This window comes from Faecalicatena contorta (assembly GCF_022835095.1).
GTDB lineage: Bacteria > Bacillota > Clostridia > Lachnospirales > Lachnospiraceae > Faecalicatena > Faecalicatena contorta.
In genome coordinates this window covers 3,018,946-3,040,695 of the sequence record NZ_BQNQ01000001.1, presented here as the reverse complement: position 1 = coordinate 3,040,695, position 21,750 = coordinate 3,018,946, and the positions used below count along the sequence as shown (strand labels likewise).

The following is a 21,750-nucleotide window of genomic DNA, read 5'->3' as shown; positions in this document are numbered from 1 at the left end:
CCGCCGCCGGAGCCGGATATAGGGATGTCTGGAAACGGGTTACTGCTGTAAGCCGGAATAAAGTAAAATAGAAGGAAAACCGGGGTAACCTGGCCACATCATCCGAAGCCCGATGACTTCGCATGCTGAGGCCAGGGAATCTTTTGATTCGGTATCAAAAGATTCACCCCGGGTTTCCTTCTATTTTACTTAACTCCGGCTAACAACAGTAAGACGCTTCCAGACATCCCTATATCCGTTCCGGCGGCTGGACGCATCCAGGCAGAAGAAAACGCTTACCCCGGGAGGCACCCGCCCCGCAGCTCTCCCTACACACAGGCGACCTCCGCTCCTAATTGACAAATTTCGACTTCCTGCCTATAATGATAATAATAGTCACCAAAGGGGGATACTACGGATATGGGGGGAAGGAATTTTTATTTTAGGAGGAAGCAAGATGCTGCTATTGTCTAAGGAGGATATGAAAGAGGTATTCACAATGCGGGATGCCGTGGAAGCGGTGAAGGAGTCTTTCCGCCTTTTTTCCGCCGGGAAGGGCGAGGCGCCGGGGCACGCAAATATACATGCACCGGAACATGGAGGATCTATGATGTATACGCCGTCTTTTGTGGAGGAGATGGATATGGGGTGCCTCAAGGTCGTTAACGTAACACCAGAAAATGGTGAAAAGGGAATGCCGCCATCACCGGCTCAGGTTATATTGATTGATTCTACGAATGGAATGGTTGTTTCCGTGCTGGACGGGCATTATGTAAATGAACTCCGCACGGGCGCAGCTTCCGGTGCAGCTTTTGATGTGCTGGCAAATAAAAAATGTGAAAAGGGAGCTCTGATCGGAACCGGCGGACATGCGGCCACGCAGCTGGAGGCAATGCTGACAGTGAGAGATTTGGATCAGGTTAAGGTATTTGATCAGGATAAAGAAAGGCTTTGGGCATTTGTGGAGAAGATGAATCGGGAGCTGGGGGATTACGGAGCACAGATTCTGGCGGCTGAAAGCTCGGATGATGCCGTGGAGGATGCGGATCTGCTGATTAGCGCAACTCCTTCTGTGGCTCCGGTATTCGATGGCAGCAAGGTGAAGAAGGGGGCCACTGTCAGCTGTGTCGGCTCTAACCAGCCTCATATGCAGGAGATGGATCCGGTCGTGCTGAAACGGGCATCCGGTATCTATTTTGATTCGAGAAAGGCAGTGCTGTCGGAGGCGGGGGATATTATTATACCTCTGGAAACAGGGCTGATCACAGAGGATGATTTTACCGGTGACCTGGGCGATGTGCTTTTGGGGGATATAGAAGGCCGCAGATCTGAGGAAGATATTATCGTTTTTAAGACGGTCGGAATCGGAACGCAGGATCTGGTAACAGCAAAAAAGATATATGATAAGGCGGTTGCGGCCGGAGTAGGGACATTCCTGGCATAGGAGCAGCGAAGGTGTGCAACAGCCTGGAAAAAGATTGGGAAAGGAGAGCGGTAAGAATGGCATACCCGCCGCTGAAGAGGCGTAAGGTATGCCCGAATCTATCTGCAGGAACAGGCAGACAGGCAGAGCAAGGTGGGGCGATGCGGCTGTGTGAAGAGGCCGCAATAAAAGGAGAGAAAAATGCTGCAGGATGACAGAGTTTATCTGTTAAATAAAATTGGATTTACAGATTCGGAGGCGAAGGTATACCTTGTTTTGCTAAGAAATGGGGGCATGACAGGATATGAGGCAAGTAAGTATTCAGCGGTTCCCCGTTCGAAAATTTATAATGTGCTCGAATCTCTTGTCATGAAAGGATTTATACTGTATTCTGAGGAGGAGTGTTCAAATCGTTACGCGGCAGTGCCGTTTGAAGAGATTTCAGGCAGGGTCAGGGATGAGACGGATAAGATCCTGAATAAGCTTGAGGAGCTGCTGCATGATTACAGGGCGGAGACGGATTTGGACAGATTCTGGCATATACGGGAGTATGATAATGTGATCGCAGTATGCCGAAGCATTCTGAAGGATACACGTTCGGAACTGCTGCTGCAGATCTGGGCAGAGGATCTGCCAAAGATACTGGAAGAGATACAGGAACTGGAGAAAAAGGGAATCCGTCTGGGAATCGTTTACTTTGGAGAAGCGCAGGACGAAGTACCGCTGGACCACTGCTGCAGGCATGGAATGCTGGAAGAAAAGAAAGAGGAGATGGGAGGGCGTTTTCTGACCTTGGTTTCCGATAAAAAGGAGGCTGTATTCGGCCAGATCGTCAGCGATGCTGTGTCCGAGGTCATCTGGACAAAATCAAAGCCTATGGTTGCCATGGCGGCGGAATGTGTCCGGCATGACCTGTATTGTTATAAAGGGGCAGATATATATATAAGCCAGAGACAAGAGGAACTGGGGATAGATATCCGAAGTTTACGGGAAATATTTTGATTAAGAGAGGGTATGGAATGAGACAGGAAAATACAAAAACAGAGGCAGACAATGGAAGGGCTGTGGCGCTGCTGCCCATTGCCGTATTCCTGGTTATATTTCTGGGCGCGGGAATAGTGACCAGAGATTTTTACGCGATGCCCGCAATCGTAGGCTTTTTGATAGCGTTGTTTGTGGCATTTATGCAGAATAAAACAGTGACTTTTGGGGAAAAGATAAAAATTATTGCATCAGGGGCGGGAGACGAGAACATTATCACAATGAGCCTGATCTTTTTGTGTGCCGGCGGATTCTCCGGTGCTGTGACGGCGGCAGGCGGCGTGGAGAGCACGGTTAATTTCGGGCTCTCCATTCTTCCGGCAAGATTTGCCGTGGTTGGTCTGTTTGTGATTGGCTGCTTTATCTCGATTTCTATGGGAACTTCCATGGGGACGATTGCCGCGCTGGCGCCGATTGCAATCGGAATCTCGGAAAAGACAGGATTCTCTCTGGCAATCTGTATCGGTGCGGTTGTCTGCGGCGCCATGTTCGGAGACAACTTATCCATGATCTCGGACACGACCATTGCGGCAGTAAAGACTCAGGGATGCGAGATGAAGGACAAGTTTAAAGCGAACTTTCTGCTGGTGCTTCCGGCTGCTGTTATTACGATTATTATTTTCCTGATTATTACCAGAGATGTACGTCTGAGCAGCACTACAATCATGGAGTATAACCTTTGGAAGGTGCTTCCTTATATATTGGTACTGGTGGGGGCGCTGATTGGAATCAATGTATTTCTGGTTTTGATCGGCGGTACGGTAATCTCGCTGATTGTGGGTGTTGCAACAGGCAGTATAGCGGTAGCCGATCTGTTTAATGTGGTCGGAGACGGCGTGACATCCATGTATGACATTACGGTAATCTCTATTATTGTTGCCTGCATTGTGGCTCTTGTAAAAGAATACGGCGGGATTCATTTTATACTAAGGCTGATTAAGAGCAGGATCAGAGGAAAACGGGGAGCGGAGCTTGGCATTGCGCTGCTCGCACTGTTTGTGGATCTGTGTACGGCTAATAATACGGTGGCAATTGTTATGGCAGGGCCGATTGCAAAGGAAATCAGTGATGAATATGAGATCGCTCCAAAACGTTCGGCCTCCCTGCTTGATATGTTTACCTCGGTGGGGCAGGGGATGATTCCTTACGGCGCACAGATGCTGTCGGCTGCAACCCTGACCGGCCTTACACCGTTCGATATCACTCCATACCTGTTTTATCCCATGCTGATGGCAGCGAGCGGAATTCTGTTTATTATATTTCGCAAACAAAATTGATTAAAACTAAAACATATGATATAATGCAGTGCAGTAACACAGCGAAGAAAGAAAAAGAGGGTAAGAGAATGAATCTATTATACAAAAGTACAAGGGATGCCAACAATACAGCGACCGCTTCCGAAGCAATTCTGAAGGGACTGGCCGAGGACGGCGGTCTGTTTGTGCCGGAGAGCATTCCAAAACTGGATGTAACAATGGACGACTTGAAGGATATGACCTATCAGGAGACTGCCTATGCGGTAATGAAGCAGTTTTTAACTGATTTTTCCGAAGAAGAACTGAAGCACTGTATTAATTGCGCATATGACGAGAAGTTTGACACAGAAGTAATTGCGCCGCTGGTCAAGGTGGGGGATACTTATCACCTGGAACTTTTCCACGGAGCTACCATTGCGTTTAAGGATATGGCGCTTTCCATTCTGCCGCACCTGCTGACAACTGCAGCCAGGAAAAACCACGTAACAAAGGATATCGTCATTCTGACGGCAACCTCCGGGGATACGGGGAAGGCTGCCCTGGCGGGATTTGCGGATGTTCCTGGTACGAAGATTATTGTATTTTATCCAAAGGACGGTGTGAGCAGGGTACAGGAACTGCAGATGGTGACACAGAAAGGAAAGAATACGTCTGTAGTTGCCATCCATGGCAATTTTGATAATGCCCAGAGCGGAGTGAAGGCTCTGTTCGAGGATCGGGAGCTGGAAAAAGAACTTGCTGATTCCGGATATCAGTTCTCCTCTGCTAACTCTATTAATATCGGCAGACTGGTGCCTCAGGTTGTGTATTATGTGTACGCATATGCAAAACTTCTGCAGAACCAAGAGATTGAAGCGGGAGAAAAGATCAATGTTACAGTGCCTACGGGGAACTTTGGCAATATACTTGCTGCATATTATGCAAAACAAATGGGGGTACCGATTGAGAAGCTGATCTGTGCATCCAATGAAAATAAAGTACTGTTTGATTTTTTCAAGACAGGCAGATACGACAGGAACCGCGAATTTGTGCTGACCTCGTCCCCCTCTATGGATATACTTATTTCCAGCAATCTGGAGCGCCTGATTTACACGATTGCAGGCCAGGATGCAGGGAAAAATGCCGCTCTTATGCAGCAGCTGAAGACAGAGGGGGCATACGAGATAACGCCGGACATGAAAGAAAAACTGGCTGATTTTATCGGTGGTTTTGCAGACGAAGAGGAAACAAAGGCAGCCATCCGTGATACGTACCGATCCACTGGTTATGTGATGGATACACATACGGCGGTAGCAGCCCATGTGTGCAAAGCATACCGGGAGGAGAGCAAAGACAGTAGAAAAGCGCTGATCGCATCTACTGCAAGTCCATATAAGTTTGCAAGAAGCGTTATGACAGCGATCGACCAGGAGTATGACGCCCTTGATGAGTTCGCACTGATTGATGAACTAGAGAAAGTATCACAGGTTGATGTGCCGAATGCAATCGAAGAAATCCGCAACGCAGAGATTCTGCACACAAGAGAGTGCGACGCAGATAAGATGAAGGATACCGTAAAAGAGATCCTGGGAGTAGAGGTGTAATATATGGAAGATATGTTTGGGGCGCTCAGCCTCCTGATATTTGGATGTGGCATCTATGGGCTGTACGCCTATGTGAAAATGAAAAAGGACGGACACATTAATGAAATCCTGCTGCTTGGCAAGGGAATCACGGAACAGATGTGCAGCAACAAAGAGGAGTTTATTCAAAAAGCGCTCCCCGCTGTTCTGGTATTTGGCATTTTCACAACCCTGTATGGAGCGGTGGATGCAATCCATTACTTTATATTCCCTATGAAAGTTTTGGATCTGATTGCTATGGTTGTATTTCTTATTGTACTGATCTGGTATATGGTATTTACAACCAAGCTGAAAAAGAAATACTTTGAGTAGTTAGTGAAACATTTAACGAGGAAGTTGCAAAAATACGGATAAAAAGATATAAAATATCAATAAAAAGATATATATTCAGTGCGAAAATGCAGGATGCAATATGGATTCTTGCATTTTCGCGCTTTTTTATATGCTTTTACCCGAAAAAGCGGTGATAAATGAAACTGAGACAGATATGTCTTTCAATAAAACTGTTGACTTTTTATAACGAACATGAGATAATAGAACAAATTTCGATTTGAAGGAGGAAATTACACTATGTCAACAAAAGCATATTATCCAATTAGTGAAATTGGAAAGGGCAAACCAGGATTTTCAAAAACAAGATCCATTATTGAAGCAGCATTTTATGGAAACAATGTAGTTCCAGTTAACACATTAAAAGAGGCATATAATCTGGCGAAGAATTCTCCGGGAACAATCGTAACAGATATGCCCGTATATAGAGGTGAAGAATTTGGTCTGGATGCAGACGCTAAGGTGCTTTTATTCAACGACGGCGCAATTACAGGACGTTATGCCGCAGCACGTCGCATCGCTGGAGAACCTGGAGTAGACTGCGACAAATTAGACAAAGTGGCTATGGATGCTATTTACAGCGCTCGTTACAAAAAGCTGTATCATGCGACTGTATATGCAGGGCTTGACCCGGAATTCATGGTTAAGGTACACCTCCTGATTCCGGAAGGCGAAGAGAACATCATGTATTCCTGGATGCTGAACTTCCAGTATATGTCAGATGATTATGTAAAGATGTATAAAGAATCTGTTGCAGTTGGCGATGGAAAAGAACCAGACATCTATATTTTCTCCGATCCGCAGTGGACACCGGTTGCTCATCCGGGAGTTGATTACAGCTGCCTGAGCGATCCTCAGACACTGTGCTATTTCAACACAGATACAAACTGTGCATGCATCCTTGGTATGAGATACTTCGGAGAGCACAAAAAAGGAACACTTACGATGGTATGGGCGATTGCAAACCGCAACGGATATGCTTCCTGCCATGGCGGACAAAAAGAATACACATTGGCTGACGGAAGCAAGTACGTTGCATCCGTATACGGTCTGTCCGGATCCGGTAAATCTACAATCACACATGCAAAACATGACGGAAAGTACGATATCAAAGTTCTTCACGATGACGCTTTTATCATCAACACAGATACATGCGCATCTATTGCCATCGAGCCGACCTACTTTGACAAGACACAGGATTATCCGACAGGATGCGAAGACAACAAGTATCTGCTGACAGCGCAGAACTGTTCCGCTACACTTGACGAAGACGGAAAAGTACAGTTAGTAACAGAAGACGTAAGAAATGGTAACGGACGTGCTATCAAATCCAAATTATGGTCACCAAACCGTGTGGATAAGATCGAGGCGCCTGTTAACGCAATCTTCTGGATCATGAAAGATCCTACCATTCCGCCGGTAGTTAAATTAAAAGGAGCTTCCCTTGCATCCGTAATGGGAGCTACACTTGCAACAAAGAGATCTACAGCAGAGAGACTTGCTCCTGGCGTAGACCCGAACAAACTGGTAGTAGTGCCATATGCAAACCCATTCAGAACCTATCCGCTGGCTAACGACTACGAGAAGTTCAAAAAATTGGTTGAAGAAAAGAACGTAGACTGCTACATCATCAACACAGGCGATTTCATGGGCAAGAAGGTACAGCCAAAAGACACCCTTGGAATTCTGGAAGCAATCGTAGAGAAAAAAGCAGACTTCCACAAATGGGGACCGTTCTCAGACATCGAGATTCTTGACTGGGAAGGCTTTGTACCGGATATGAATGATCCGGAATATGTCGGACAGCTGAAAGCTCGTATGAACGACCGTGTCAACGAGATCAAAGCTTTCGAGACAGCGAAAGAAGGATATGATAAACTTCCGGATGATGCACTCGCAGCAATCCAGAAAGTAGTAGATGAATTAAACTAGTTCGCGGGCTTTTGGCTTGGGAATGGATGGGAGGACGCCAAGCGGACTGTAAGGCGCGGGGCTTCCTGCCTGTAAGGTCAGTTTAAAATCCTGACCGCTTAACGAAGAAGATCTAATAGAGCCAGAGGCGCCCAGAAGGGAACATCCCTTCTGGGCGCCTCTGGCTCTGTTAGATCTTCTAGTCGTCCGCTATACGGAAGTTTTAAACCGACCTTACAGGCAGGAAGCCCCGGGCCTTACAGCCCGCTTGGCTGGCTCATCCAGCCGGCAGGAAAGACCGCAATCCCCCCGTCCCGTTCCACGTCAGGCGTCCCTCCTGCTCTTACAAGAATACCTCAGCCGCCTTATCGTTCTGGCAGATTTTGTTCATTTTTTTGAAAGCCATTTTTGTTTTTAAGTTGCCGAGATAACGCGCCTTTTGTTTACAGATACGGATGCACTTATGGCAGGTGATGCATTTCTTTTTGTTTATCTTTTTGGGGCTCTCGGCTGATATTGCACCTGCCGGACAGGACTTGGCACAGGCGCCGCATTCGGTACAGCGGTTTACGTCTACTTTTGGATAGAGCGGGGCACGGCGGTACTTTCTGTATGGCGTATTACCGGGAACCTGGATGTTAAATTGATCGAAGGATTCTTCCTTCTTGATGCGGCGGTTCAGCTGAATGCCATAGTCTGCAATGATTTTCATGTCCGCTTTGTTCGGACGGCCGAGACCGGCGGAGCGTACGATGGAATGTTCTGTGGGGAATGCGGCGGCGCCAATTACTTTGAATCCGCGGTTTTCTACTTCTGTTTTGAGCTCCAGAAGCGCATCCTCATATTCACGGCATCCATATGTAGCGACCAGTGCGGCAGGAGTGCTGTCCCCGTTCAGGCCGTCAAAGTATTCCAGGAATGTTTTCGGCACGCGGCCGCTGTATACAGGAATACCAAATAAAACAAAATCATCTTTTTTAAACTGAAGAGGCGCTCTTTTCTCTTTGTGGATTGTAAGGTCAAAGGAGACGGATTTTAGATCAATATTCCTCGCAACTTCCATGATGACCTTTCGTGTTGTGCCTGTTGGACTGAAATAGACAAGCTTTAACTCATTCATTTTCATAAATTAAGACTCCTTTATCGAAATAAGTATACCATTAACTATATCATATAACAGCATAAAATGCACGGTTTCGAAATAAGAAATAATCACAAAAAAAGGAAATAAAAATAGCCATTAATAGCAGTTGTAAATTTTAGATAAATGGGGTATAATACTTTTAAAGAAAACCTGGAATGTTCGATAACCCTGTTATTTTGAACCTACAATACTTTAAACGGGATTCTTATATTTCTGTAATATGTCAAGCCTCCGATTAGCAGTGGAAGACAGAAAAGCAGATGCGGTTGCCCACCTAGCTGCGGCTAGGAGTCAAAATACAGGACCGGCATTTTGGGGAAACTTACTAAAGATAAAGACAGCTGTCAGCGTGCAGCTGTCTTTTTCTTTGTCCAGCTTCATATATGGGTATGAAAGCGGTTATACTGATTCTAATAGAAAAGAGGGTAATGCCGTGAAATAGGGGATTCAGAGCTCTTGAGCTTGAATAAATTCCTCCTTTATGGTATGATTTGAAAAGTTTATTAATAGGATAGGCAGGAGAACAGGATGAAGGGAAGAGTGAAAAGCATTACACGAAAAATTAATAGACTGGCTTCTATATTGGGTTCACACCATACAGGGGCGTATGCGGCGCAGGCGGCATACTTTTTCGTGCTGTCTTTAATACCTATTATACTGCTGCTTCTGACAATGGTACAGTTTACTCCGGTAACACGGCAGGATGTGATGGCTGCAGTAACTCAGGTGTTTCCAACGTCTGTGGAAGGGCTGATCTCCTCCATCGTGGATCAGGTGTACCGGCAGTCCAGCACGATCATCCCAGTGACCATAATCGTAGCTCTGTGGTCTGCAGGGAAGGGCGTGCTCGCGATGACATCGGGTATGAATCTGATTTATGAAAATACTGAGACCAGAAATTATTTTTATCTGAGGCTGCGTGCTTCCTTTTACACAGTTATATTCATACTGGCTATTGTATTGTCTCTGTCACTTTCTGTGTTCGGCAACAGTATTAGTATCATTGTATATAAGCATATGCCGGTACTGACGACGATTATGGATTTTCTGATTCGTATCAGAACCCTGCTGACTCTGGTAGTTCTGACTCTATTCTGGGATATGGTCTATAAGTACCTTCCGAACCGGACGAATCTGTCCAAGACAACTATGAAACAGCAGCTCCCGGGTGCGGTATTTACTTCCTGCGGATGGCTGTTAATTTCCTTTATATTTTCCGTTTATCTGGATATTTTTACCGGATTTTCCAGTATGTACGGCAGCCTTACAACAATTATACTGATCATGCTGTGGCTGTATGTCTGCATGTATGTCATCCTGCTTGGCGGAGAACTGAATGCCCTGCTGGAAGGCCTGGAGGAGAGAAAAGGGGACAGAATGAGAAAATAAGAAAATCCTTGACAATAAAAAACCTTGTGATACAATTATAAAGTAAATCCGATATAACACAAGATATATCAGAATAAAAAAAAGCGATAACCGTGTATAGTAGAGAACCATTTTCTATCAGAGAGAGAAAATCACTGGCTGCAAGTTTTCTTTAGTTCAGATGGCAATCGAAATTCCCACGATAGCTGCATTCTTGAACCAATAGTAGAGAATGCCGTATGTTGTACGTTACACAAAGCTAAGAGCCTGCAGGAATACTGCGGGAATTAGGGTGGTACCGCGAGTGTAGAACTTCGTCCCTTTCAGGGACGGAGTTTTTTTATGATATAGGAAAATCCTATATCATAAAACCCTCCGGGAGGATGCACACGCCGCCATATGGTATATAGCCGCAAAGAGGCATGGCGGCGCCAAAGCCCTCCGGGCGGGATACCCTAATGATTTTGGGATGTTTTATTAAAAAGAGATACAGGTGAAGCGCTGTCTGAGACGCAGCTTATGAGAGGCTGCTGCGTCCGCTAAGAAAGGAGAATGCCAAATGAAAGAGAGATTGGAGCGAATCAAAGAAGAAGCGATTGCACAGATTCAGGCATCGGATGTTCCAGAGAAATTGAATGATGTGCGGGTTAAATTCCTTGGAAAGAAGGGGGAGCTGACCGCTGTCCTGAAGGGAATGAAAGATGTAGCGCCAGAGGACAGGCCGAAGGTAGGGCAGCTTGTGAATGAGACGAGAGCGGCGATTGAGGCCGTGCTGGAAGAGTCCAAAACAAAGATGGAACGTATTCTGAGAGAAGAGAAGCTGAAAGCGGAAGTCATTGATGTGACACTGCCCTCTAAGAAAAATATGGTTGGCCATAGACATCCGAACACAATAGCCCTGGAAGAAGTGGAAAACATTTTCGTGGGTATGGGCTATGAGGTTGTGGAAGGCCCGGAAGTGGAATATGATCTTTACAATTTCGAGAAGCTGAATATTCCGGCTGACCATCCGGCAAAGGACGAGCAGGATACCTTCTATATCAATAAAGATATTGTGCTGCGTACCCAGACTTCTCCAGTACAGGCGCGTGTGATGGAACAGGGGAAACTGCCGATCCGCATGATTGCACCGGGCAGGGTATTCCGGTCTGATGAAGTGGATGCGACACATTCTCCGTCCTTCCACCAGGTTGAGGGGCTTGTCATTGATAAAAACATTTCCTTCGCCGATTTAAAGGGCACGCTGGAGGTATTTGCAAAAGAATTATTCGGACCGGAAACAAAGACCAAATTCCGTCCGCACCATTTCCCATTCACAGAGCCGAGCGCCGAAGTGGATGTGAGCTGCTTCAAATGCGGCGGCAAGGGATGCAGATTCTGCAAAGGCAGCGGGTGGATTGAGATTCTCGGCTGTGGGGCGGTACATCCGCATGTTCTGGAAATGTGCGGCATTGACCCGGAAGAATATTCCGGCTTTGCATTTGGCATGGGACTGGAGCGTATTGCCCTGTTAAAATATGAAATCGACGATATGAGGCTGCTGTACGAGAATGACATCCGTTTCCTGAAACAGTTCTAGAACAGCCGGCGGGTATGGAAAGTATATTGGATAATATGAATAAGCAGAAAGAGAGGAAATAAGATTGAATACTTCATTATCATGGATTAAAGCGTATGTTCCTGATCTGGATGTAACTGCGCAGGAGTATACAGATGCAATGACATTGTCCGGAACAAAGGTAGAAGGCTATGAAGTGCTGGATGCGGATCTGGACAAGATTGTGATCGGACAGATCGATAAAATTGAAAGACATCCGGACGCAGATAAATTAATCGTCTGCCAGGTGAATGTAGGAAACCAAATGTTACAGATTGTTACCGGTGCGGACAATGTCCGCGAGGGGGATAAGGTTCCGATTGTGCTGGACGGCGGGCGTGTTGCCGGAGGACATGACGGTTCAAAGACTCCAGGAGGAATCAAGATTAAAAAGGGCAAACTCCGCGGTGTGGAGAGCTGCGGGATGATGTGCTCCATTGAGGAGCTGGGTTCCACGAAGGAAATGTATCCCGATGCTCCTGAAAGCGGTATCTATATTCTGCCGGAGGATGCGGAGATTGGAGCCAGTGCGGTGGAGGCATTGGGCCTCAATGATGTGGTTTTCGAGTATGAGGTGACATCAAACAGAGTGGACTGCTACAGCGTTATTGGCATTGCAAGAGAAGCTGCGGCTACATTTCGCAGGGAATTCCATCCTCCTGTTGTAAAAGAGACAGGAAACGAAGAGGATGTCAACGATTATATTAAGGTAAGCGTGGAAAATACAGACCTTTGTCCGCGTTACTGTGCTAGGGTTGTGAAGAATATTAAAATCGGCCCATCACCGGAATGGATGCAGAGAAGGCTGGCATCTGTGGGAATCCGTCCGATCAATAATCTGGTCGATATTACGAACTATGTAATGGAAGAGTACGGCCAGCCGATGCATGCCTATGACCTGGACACCATTTCGGGACGACAGATTGTCGTTAAGACCGCACAGGATGGGGATAAGTTTACCACCCTTGACGGGCAGGAAAGAAAGCTGGACAAAGAAGTGCTGATGATCTGCGACGGCGAGAAAGAGATCGGCATCGCGGGAATCATGGGCGGAGAAAACTCTATGATTACAGACGATGTACAGACGATGCTGTTTGAGGCTGCCTGCTTTGACGGGGTAAATATCCGGAAGTCCAGCAAGAGAGTAGGACTGCGTACGGATGCATCCGGCAAGTTTGAAAAGGGCCTGGACCCGAACAATGCAAAAGCTGCAATTGACCGTGCCTGCCAGCTGGTAGAAGAGATGGGCGCAGGAGAAGTAGTGGGCGGAACCGTAGACGTATACGGGAAAGTAAAAGAACCGGTCAGAGTGCCTTTTGACGCTGCGAAGATCAATGCACTGCTGGGAACAGAGATAACTGAAGCGGAAATGCTCGGTTATTTTGAGAAAATCGGCTTGGAATATGATGCCGCAGCAAAAGAAGTGATTGCGCCGACCTTCCGCCATGATTTGTTCTGCCTGGCAGATCTGGCAGAGGAAGTTGCCAGGTTCTACGGATATGACAATATCCCGACGACTTTGCCCAGCGGGGAAGCAACGGCAGGAAAGCTCTCCTTTAAGCTTAAGGTGGAAGAAGTGGCAAGAGATATTGCAGAGTTCTGTGGTTTCAGCCAGGGCATGAGTTATTCCTTTGAAAGCCCGAAAGTATTTGATAAATTATTGCTGCCGGCAGATTCTGTACTCAGAAATACAGTAGAGATCATGAACCCACTCGGGGAGGACTACAGTGTCATGCGCACAACATCCCTAAACGGAATGCTGACCTCGCTGGCAACAAACTACAACCGCAGAAACAAAGACGTACGTCTGTATGAATTGGGTAATATTTATCTTCCGAAACAGCTTCCCCTGACAGAACTGCCCGAGGAACGCATGCAGTTTACACTGGGAATGTACGGGAACGGTGACTTTTTCAGTATGAAGGGCGTAGTGGAAGAATTTTTTGAGAAAATCGGCATGAAACAGAAAGAAACTTACGATCCGAATGCTGGGAAGCCATATCTTCATCCCGGCCGTCAGGCAAACATTATTTACGAGGGAAGAGTCGTCGGCTATCTCGGTGAGGTACATCCGGATGTGGCCGATCATTACGGGATCGGAGAGCGTGCATATGTGGCAGTGATTGATATGCCGGAGATACTGGAGTATGCTACGTTTGACAGAAAATATAACGGAATTGCAAAGTATCCTGCGGTTACCCGGGATATTAGTATGGTGGTTCCGAAGAATATCCTGGCAGGACAGATCGAAGAAGTCATCGAGAAGAAGGGCGGTTCCTATCTGGAGCGTTACGCGCTGTTTGACTTATATGAGGGAGCCCAGATTAAACCTGGTTTCAAATCAATTGCATATTCTATCGTGTTCCGTGCAAAGGATAAGACCCTGGAAGAATCTGATGTGGCAGCAGCCATGAAGAAGATTCTGAGCGCGCTGGAGGAGATGGGAATCGAACTGAGACAGTAAGGTGTGTTAAATCATCCATGTGCCCGGCTGAGTGTCCCGCCTGACGGGGCTTTCAGACGGGCGCAGTGAATTTAAAACACATTTTGTACTTTCTATATATTTATAGAAGAAAGGCAGATCATATGAAAAAGAAAAATCATACTGCGGAGATTATTGTTGCAGTTGTTGTGGCTGCAATCCTGATTGTGGCAGTCTTTGCCAGGCTTGTGGTGAGAACTTTATTTCATACGGCGGGTCCTTCTGCGCAGGAATCCTCGGAGTGGGTATTGACAGGAGGGAATATGTCAATCACGCTCCCAACAGAGCCGTATGTGGGGATTGTCAGTGTCTACGGCACAATCGAACCGCAGGCCAGGACCGGTATGTTCGACCAGCCGCAGAGCTACCAGCATCAGGCATTGATGGACTATATCGACGCCATGATGTATGACCCTAATAACAGCGGAATTCTGCTGGATGTGGATTCACCGGGGGGAACCACCTACGAAGGTGTGGAACTCTATGACAAGATTGCAGAATATAAAGACACAACGGGACGGCCGGTATGGACATACATGAACCATTACGGCGCCTCCGCCGCTTATTATATTGCCGCGCCCTCGGACTGGATTGGTGCGAATAAAGGAACCCTGACGGGTTCCATCGGGGTGATTATGTCCGGCTACGATCTGTCCGGTTTGTATGAGAAGCTAGGGATCAAGTATTACAGTGTGACAACCGGGGACAACAAAGACATGAGCAGTCCCGACGAGGAACAGCTGAAAATTTACCGGGATATTATTGAGGAAGAATATGACCGATTTGTTGGCGCGGTGGCCCAGGGCAGGGGAATGCCCGAAAAAGCGGTCAGAGAACTGGCTGACGGACGCCCCTATTCCGCACAGCAGGCCCTGGATAACGGCCTGATCGATGAGATCACCACATTTGAGGATCTGGCTGTGGAAATGCAGTATGAGGTTGGAAACACTACATTTTACCAGCCGGATATGAAAGAGCCGGCGCTGGCCTCTTTTTTTGGCAGGGCGGAAGAGATCCTGCCAAAATCGGATATGCAGGTGTTGAGCAGTCTGACAGAAAAATACGGGAGCGGCGTCTTGATGTCCTATGCAGGGCAGACGGTTCCCGAATAGCAGAAAGAAGGATTTAAAGTTGAAAACAAGTGATTTTTATTATGAACTGCCGCAGGAGCTGATCGCACAGGACCCGCTGGAGGACAGATCCGGTTCCAGACTTCTGGTTTTGGATAAAGAGACCGGAGAGACGAAACACCGGCATTTCAAAGACATAATCGAATACCTGAACCCAGGGGACTGTCTGGTGATCAATGACACCAAAGTGATACCAGCCAGACTGATCGGCTCCAAAGTAGGCACGGATGCAAAGATAGAGGTACTGCTGCTGAAACGGAAAGAAAATGATGTGTGGGAGACCCTGGTGAAACCGGGCAGAAAGGCAAAACCGGGAACGAAAATCAGTTTCGGGGATGGTATCCTGGTGGGTGAAGTGGTGGATGTAGTGGACGAGGGAAACCGGCTGATACATTTTGAGTATAAAGGTATCTTTGAGGAAATACTGGACCGGCTGGGACAGATGCCGCTTCCGCCTTATATTACACATCAGCTGCAGGATAAGGAGCGGTATAATACGGTATATGCCGTGCATGAAGGCTCTGCTGCTGCGCCTACGGCCGGGCTGCATTTTACCCCGCAGCTTCTGGAGGATATCGGAAAAAAGGGCGTGGATATTGCCAGAGTAACACTCCATGTGGGGCTGGGGACTTTCCGGCCTGTAAAGGTGGAGGAAGTTACAGATCATCATATGCATTCGGAGTTCTATCTCATCGATGAAGATGCTGCGGATAAGATCAACCGTGCAAAGGAACAGAAAAAACGCGTGATCTGCGTTGGGACGACCAGCTGCAGAACCATAGAGTCTGCGGCAGGGGAGGATGGAAGGCTGAAGGCGTGCAGCGGCTGGACGGAAATCTTTATTTATCCGGGGTATCAGTTTAAGGTGCTGGATGGACTGATCACGAATTTTCACCTGCCGGAATCTACTTTGATTATGCTGGTGTCTGCACTGGCGGGCAGGGAGCATGTGCTGGCGGCTTATGAGGAGGCGGTCAGGGAAGGGTACAGATTTTTTAGTTTTGGCGATGCAATGTACGTGATGTGAGAAAAAATAAGCAGGTAATAATCCGAATCTACAATAAATTTTCATATCCTTCTGTGACAGTCTGTCTTCCAGAAAATGTTCGGATTGAGGTGGATGCTGACTATTATTTAACCTATGTGATGGAAAAAATGAAAGATTTTAGTTCATTTCCGAAAAAAGAAGAATTGTTGGAGCTACTTCCGTGGTCGTCAAGTCTCCCGGATAATTAACGCAGTAATCAGAAATGGCAAAAGCTGAATTTCCCCCCGTAAGATCAATACTGGGGGATTTTTCATTTTGTTAAGATATGGGTTATTGACCTACTTACAAATAAAGTCACACATCTTATAAATTGTTTTTATTGTTTTATGGGCAATGGAAATATTAGTATTAAAAATGGAAAAATTGACACATGAAAGAGAAATCTTATTTGAGACAGAATATGTACATTTTTAATTGCGGATTTATCCATGTAAATAATCGCTGGTGAAGTGTTAAGATGTGTATATCAAAAAAAGGAGGATACAGAAATGAAAAGGAAAAAAGTCATTGCTCTATTCGCTGTTTTAATAATGGCAATAGGAGCTCTCGGCGGATGTAACGGCCAGGAGAAACCCGACCAAAACAAACAAGAATCTAAAGTGGAAACTGATACTAAAACAGGGGACAAGCCATATGATGGCGTGAAACTAACGATGCAGGTGGAGAATGGTCTGGAACCCGCAGGATATGAGGCGGTGATAGAGCTCGCAAAGGAAAAACTGGGGATAGAAGTAGTGGTGGAAACACGTTCCAGCGGAGATGAAGGGAACAACATTGTTAAAACACGGCTGGCATCGGGAGATATGGCAGATATTTGTGTATACTCTTCAGGCGCGATGCTGGCAGCATTAAATCCGGCAGAATACTTTATTGATATGACGGATTCTGAGGCTGCTTCGACATTAGATGATAACTTCATTCAGGCGGCCAGTGTGGATGACGTGCTTTATGGCGTTCCATTGTCAAGCAGCTCTTTTGGAGGAGTCATGTATAACAAAGGCATCTATGAGAAATATGACCTTCAAATCCCCGTGACCTGGGATGAGTTCATGGAAAATTGTGATACGATAAAAGAAGCAGGAGATACAGCGCTTATAGGCTCTTTCGGAGAAAACTGGACATCACAGGTTCCGTTTCTGGTAGATAATTATGAACTTCTTCAGGAAGAACCTGATTTCCCGGAAAAATTCACACAGGGAACAGTTAAATATGCAGATTCAAAGGCCGGAGTTAGAAGCTGGGAAAAGCTTTCCGAATTGACCCCTTATTATAACGAGGACTATCTGGCAACAAATTATAACGATGCCTGCGATATGCTGGTAAATGGAGAGGGAGCACATTACATCATGACAAGTGCGGCGCTTCGCAATATCTATACTTTGTATGGAGATCAGGTAAATGATATTGGCTTTTTTGCTTATCCAGGTGATGAGGAAGATAAAACAGGTGTGACTATATTTACAGCAGCGGCTCTCTATGGAAATAAGGATAGTGAAAACGTCGATGCAGTAAAAGCATTTATGGAGTGGTGGTTATCAGACGAAGCAATCGATGCCTATGTTTCAAAAGTTCTTCCTGACGGCCCATTCCATAATGGTTATCAACTGCCGGAAGATGCGTTTGATGCGGTTAAAGATTCCCAAAAATATGTAGAAGAAGGACGGGCAGTGTTGGCTATGGAAGCATTATCGCCTGTGAAGGGAGCAAACTGTCCTGCACTCTGCCAGGAGCTCGGATCAGGACAATCAACACCGGAAGAGACCGCAAAAGCATATGATGAAGATTGTAAGAAGCAGGCAGTGCAGCTTGGATTAGACTGGAAATAAACAGAAGAATAGAAAAACAGACAAAATAGGGCGGGAATATGAACAAGAAAAAAATATATTCACTTTGGTTTTTGGTACCTGCATTGACAATCTTTCTGGTTTTTTTCATTATTCCCATGGTAATCTCTCTTTTTTTTAGTTTGACGGTGTGGGATTTTGAGAAATTCACCTTCGTAGGGCTGGATAATTTTAAGATGTTCTTTTCAGAGCGGACATTGAATATTGGTATTATAAACACATTGATCTACGCGGTTTTGACATCAGGCTTAAAGGTTGTGCTGGCTTTTTTAATAGCAGTTTTTCTGACAAGTGCAATTCGGACAAAAAATATAATCCGGTTAATGGTTTTCTTCCCAAATCTGGTAAGTACTATTGCTGTAGGGATAACATTTACAGCATTTATGCATCCTACGAAGGGGGTTTTCAATAAATTTATTGAATTTCTTGGAGGCACCGGAATTGACTGGCTGGGAAATGCGGATCTGGCGTTATACTCGGTGATTGGGACAGATGTATGGAAGGGACTGTCGATTGCCACTATGATATATATAGCAGGGATTTCTTCAATTGATAAAACATATTATGAAGCGGCAGCTATAGACGGGGCAAATGGATGGCAGAAAATCAGACTCATTACACTGCCGCTTTGCAGGCCTGCTATGAATTCTGTTATTATATTATCTTTCATTGGAGGACTGAGATGTTTTGACTTAATCTGGACAATGACAGGCGGGGGACCGGGATTTTCAACAGATGTAATGGCTTCTATTGTGTATAAACAGTATGCTTCCGGTTTTTATGGCCTGTCTACGGCCGGGAACGTGATCATGTTCATTTTAATTGCTATTTTGGCATTCCCATTGCAAAGATTTTTGCAGAGAAGGGAGGTGGAATAGTGTGAAGCGTAAAAAAAGGATCCTGCTTTTTGGTGACATTGTGGGAATGGCGGCGGCTGTTATTGTATTTGTATTTCCATTTTTATTTATGTTAGTTAATTCTCTGAAAGACAGGAGAGAGGCAAATTTACTTAGTATGGCACTTCCTGTGAAACCTTTATGGAGCAATTATAAGGAAGTTTTCGAGTCAAATAATTACATCATTCTGACAGCATTTAAAAACAGTTTATTACTGACGGTATTTTCCTTATGCGGACTTGTTTTCGTATGTTCCATGGCCGGATATGTTCTTCAGAGAAGGCGGGGACGCACCATGTCTTTTGTAAACTTTATTATCATGACGGGACTAATGATTCCACCGGCAATTCTGCCAACGATCTGGATCATGCAGGGACTGCATATATATAAAACCTTATTTGGAATGATTTTGATTGAGATTGCCCTGCAGATTCCATTTGATATTATGATTTACCGTGGCTTTATGAGTTCCATTCCGGTCGAATTGGAGGAGGCGGGCTACATAGATGGGTGCAGTAAAATCAGATTATTCAGTTCCATCATTTTTCCGCTGTTAAAACCGGCAACGGCTACGATCATTATTCTGAATGCGGTTACCATATTTAATGACTTTACAAATCCACTCTATTTTCTGCCAGGGAATGAGAATACTACAATTCAGCTGACACTGTACAATTTTAAGGGTCAGTATGCCAGTTCCTATAATCTGTTATTTGCAGATGTTATATTGATTACCATTCCAATGCTAATCTTGTTTTTAATCTTTAATAAGCGGATTGTGGACGGCATGGTAGCCGGATCAGTGAAAGGTTAAACGGGCTGCGGAATAAGGCTGAACATCGTGTAGTATAACCGGAAAAGAATATGTTATAATGGGCAGTAGAATAAAGGAGAGACGGATGAAATTTCAGAAAAAAATATTTTTAGTCTATGCGCTTTTTGGAATTGTATCCGCAGTTGCAACAGGCAGCATTTATTATTCCATGAGTAAGTCCCATTTTATACAGCAGGAATGCATGAGCCTCAGCAGCACGGCTAAACAATTAAATCAGCAGTATGTAGAATTGCTGCGGTCGATGGAAGACGTTAGCCATTATCTTTTAAGTGACAGTGATACCCTATCAGCGATACTGATGCTGGCGCATCTGGAAAAAACGCCTCAAAACAGTAATTACATACAAGAAGGTAAAAAGAAGATCCAGACAATGATGAGTACGGACTATCTGAATCAAAAATTTTACAGAGTCATTTACTATAATAAACATGGCGACGTAATAGCCAGTAATAATTGGGGAAGCCGGGAAATTAAGCCCGGTCTGGATATCAGCCAGCTTGACGCATACAAGAATATGGGTGAAAACCGGGGTGAATTATATATACAGGGGCTTCACGAGGATCCCTGGGGAAAAGCAAAACAAGTGCAGGTGTTTTCAGGGATTGTAAAAATCCAGGGACAGGACATAGGGTTTATTGAAGTGCAGAAAACAGAGGCAGATCTGGAACAGATATTCCAGGTTTCAGACAAAACGGTAAATATCTGCCTGCTGCAGGAAAACGGTAATATTTTATTTCAATCAGGAAATGAAGACAAAGCATTTTATAAGCAGTTTACAAAGGAGAAACAGATCACTCCCGGCAGCTACGAGTCGGTGAATGGTACGAAGATACTTGCGGCAGGAATATATAATAAAGAATTGGGTGCAAGAATAATTGTAACAGAAGATGTTAAAATTCTGGCCGAAAAAATGGAAGGTATCTATATTATTACTGCACTTATGATAGCTATTATTTTGTGCTTTTCGTTCTTTTATATTATTTTTACGTCCAAAAAGCTTACAAAGCCAATAGAGCAGCTCCGTATATTTGTAAGAAATGCACATCTGGAAAAAGCAGAGAATATTCCGGCAGCAGAGAACGAATTCAAGGAACTGAGCCAGATATATAAAGAAATGAAAGAACAATTAAATCAATCCATAATCCGCGAGGCACGGTTATCAACGCTGCAGCTGCAGGCGCAGCTGGATGTTTTACAGGCACAGGTAAATCCGCACTTTTTATATAACGTTTTGAATATAATTTCAAACCGCGGGATTCAGGACGATGACGAGGTCATTTGTGATATTTGCGATGATTTAGCCGGAATGCTCCGGTATACCACGAATACAAATGAAAGATATGCGGATATCATCAGCGAAAAAAATTATCTTCAAAAATACTTTTCATTATTAAAGTATCGATATGAGCATAAGCTCTCCTATCAGATCGAGATTGATGACAGGATATCACAGCAGATGCTTCCTAAGATGATTCTGCAGCAGTTTGTGGAAAACAGCGTTTCCCATGGGTTTGAAAACAGCACTGAAGTGATGCGCATCTGCGTTGAGGGCTGGGAAGAAAATGATTTCTGGTATGTAAGGATCAGAGATAATGGAGACGGCTTTCATCAGGATGTTTTGAGCGCATTGAAAGAAAAGATGGAGAATGTGCAAGGCATTAAGCGTCAACAGACAGTATATCGAATTAAAAATAGGCGGAATGGGTCTTGTCAATACTTATGCGAGACTATATCTGTTATATGCAGAAAAAACCGTTTTTAAGCTGGGAAATTGGAAAAAGGGGGCAGAAGTTTTAATTGGGGGTCCCAGGAACCATATACAGAAAGAGGGAGATCCCGAACAA

The 21,750-nt window shown here is 45.2% G+C and carries 17 protein-coding genes, 1 other RNA gene and 1 other annotated feature; of the genes, 17 read left to right on the top strand and 1 reads right to left on the bottom strand.

The features are described from left to right. Nucleotides 1–436: 436 nt before the first annotated feature. From MWG26_RS13520 to MWG26_RS13490, 7 genes are all read left to right on the top strand, one after another. Entirely contained in the window at nucleotides 437–1,423 is a 987-nt protein-coding gene (locus MWG26_RS13520) for an ornithine cyclodeaminase family protein (RefSeq protein WP_117440784.1), read from the top strand. 56 nt (nucleotides 1,424–1,479) lie between these two features. Next, nucleotides 1,480–1,617 carry a hypothetical protein gene (locus MWG26_RS13515; protein ID WP_155857973.1) on the top strand — a complete coding sequence of 46 codons (138 nt, stop codon included), beginning with the start codon at nucleotides 1,480–1,482 and terminating at the stop codon, nucleotides 1,615–1,617. Beyond that, entirely contained in the window at nucleotides 1,604–2,404 is an 801-nt protein-coding gene (locus tag MWG26_RS13510) for a TrmB family transcriptional regulator (RefSeq protein WP_044927229.1), read from the top strand. The genes MWG26_RS13515 and MWG26_RS13510 overlap by 14 nt, the downstream gene beginning before the upstream one ends. A gap of 17 nt (nucleotides 2,405–2,421) precedes the next feature. Next, on the top strand, nucleotides 2,422–3,720 hold the full coding sequence (locus MWG26_RS13505) for a Na+/H+ antiporter NhaC family protein (protein WP_025657052.1): 1,299 nt from the start codon (nucleotides 2,422–2,424) through the stop codon (nucleotides 3,718–3,720). A 68-nt stretch (nucleotides 3,721–3,788) separates the two neighbouring features. Then, nucleotides 3,789–5,282 (top strand): threonine synthase, encoded by a 1,494-nt coding sequence (gene thrC, locus MWG26_RS13500; protein ID WP_025657053.1) that lies wholly within the window; start codon nucleotides 3,789–3,791, stop codon nucleotides 5,280–5,282. 3 nt (nucleotides 5,283–5,285) lie between these two features. Continuing rightward, nucleotides 5,286–5,633: a hypothetical protein gene (locus MWG26_RS13495; protein WP_025657054.1), complete on the top strand. Its 348-nt coding sequence runs from the start codon at nucleotides 5,286–5,288 to the stop codon at nucleotides 5,631–5,633. Nucleotides 5,634–5,891: 258 nt separating this feature from the next. Further along, a complete protein-coding gene (locus MWG26_RS13490) occupies nucleotides 5,892–7,583 on the top strand; it encodes a phosphoenolpyruvate carboxykinase (ATP) (RefSeq protein WP_025657055.1) in 1,692 nt (563 codons plus the stop codon). A gap of 322 nt (nucleotides 7,584–7,905) precedes the next feature. Here the strand turns inward: MWG26_RS13490 and MWG26_RS13485 are convergent, their stop codons facing one another. Beyond that, nucleotides 7,906–8,688, bottom strand: a complete 783-nt coding sequence (locus MWG26_RS13485) for an EFR1 family ferrodoxin (RefSeq protein ID WP_025657056.1) — start codon at nucleotides 8,686–8,688, stop codon at nucleotides 7,906–7,908. Between the two features lie 162 nt (nucleotides 8,689–8,850). Between MWG26_RS13485 and ssrS the strand changes: the two genes are divergently transcribed. The 10 genes from ssrS to MWG26_RS13435 all read left to right on the top strand — a co-directional run bounded on the left by ssrS (nucleotide 8,851) and on the right by MWG26_RS13435 (nucleotide 21,668). Continuing rightward, nucleotides 8,851–9,029: non-coding RNA, 6S RNA (gene ssrS / locus MWG26_RS13480), on the top strand. A gap of 205 nt (nucleotides 9,030–9,234) precedes the next feature. Beyond that, the gene (locus tag MWG26_RS13475; protein WP_025657057.1) at nucleotides 9,235–10,095 is read left to right on the top strand and encodes a YihY/virulence factor BrkB family protein; all 861 of its coding nucleotides are present in this window, start codon (nucleotides 9,235–9,237) and stop codon (nucleotides 10,093–10,095) included. A gap of 77 nt (nucleotides 10,096–10,172) precedes the next feature. After that, nucleotides 10,173–10,399: a binding site (T-box leader), on the top strand. Between the two features lie 234 nt (nucleotides 10,400–10,633). Continuing rightward, nucleotides 10,634–11,653: a phenylalanine--tRNA ligase subunit alpha gene (gene pheS, locus MWG26_RS13470; RefSeq protein WP_025657058.1), complete on the top strand. Its 1,020-nt coding sequence runs from the start codon at nucleotides 10,634–10,636 to the stop codon at nucleotides 11,651–11,653. A gap of 64 nt (nucleotides 11,654–11,717) precedes the next feature. Beyond that, on the top strand, nucleotides 11,718–14,135 hold the full coding sequence (gene pheT, locus MWG26_RS13465) for a phenylalanine--tRNA ligase subunit beta (protein WP_025657059.1): 2,418 nt from the start codon (nucleotides 11,718–11,720) through the stop codon (nucleotides 14,133–14,135). Nucleotides 14,136–14,257: 122 nt separating this feature from the next. After that, nucleotides 14,258–15,265 carry a signal peptide peptidase SppA gene (gene sppA, locus MWG26_RS13460; RefSeq protein WP_117440783.1) on the top strand — a complete coding sequence of 336 codons (1,008 nt, stop codon included), beginning with the start codon at nucleotides 14,258–14,260 and terminating at the stop codon, nucleotides 15,263–15,265. Nucleotides 15,266–15,284: 19 nt separating this feature from the next. Then, the gene (queA, locus tag MWG26_RS13455) at nucleotides 15,285–16,310 is read left to right on the top strand and encodes a tRNA preQ1(34) S-adenosylmethionine ribosyltransferase-isomerase QueA (protein WP_025657060.1); all 1,026 of its coding nucleotides are present in this window, start codon (nucleotides 15,285–15,287) and stop codon (nucleotides 16,308–16,310) included. Nucleotides 16,311–16,819: 509 nt separating this feature from the next. Next, nucleotides 16,820–18,157 carry an ABC transporter substrate-binding protein gene (locus MWG26_RS13450; RefSeq protein ID WP_025657062.1) on the top strand — a complete coding sequence of 446 codons (1,338 nt, stop codon included), beginning with the start codon at nucleotides 16,820–16,822 and terminating at the stop codon, nucleotides 18,155–18,157. Between the two features lie 38 nt (nucleotides 18,158–18,195). After that, complete coding sequence (locus tag MWG26_RS13445; protein WP_025657063.1) at nucleotides 18,196–19,053, top strand: carbohydrate ABC transporter permease; 858 nt, start codon at nucleotides 18,196–18,198, stop codon at nucleotides 19,051–19,053. A 1-nt stretch (nucleotide 19,054) separates the two neighbouring features. Further along, entirely contained in the window at nucleotides 19,055–19,885 is an 831-nt protein-coding gene (locus MWG26_RS13440) for a carbohydrate ABC transporter permease (protein WP_025657064.1), read from the top strand. 85 nt (nucleotides 19,886–19,970) lie between these two features. Next, entirely contained in the window at nucleotides 19,971–21,668 is a 1,698-nt protein-coding gene (locus MWG26_RS13435) for a sensor histidine kinase (protein WP_181969572.1), read from the top strand. Nucleotides 21,669–21,750: the final 82 nt, after the last annotated feature.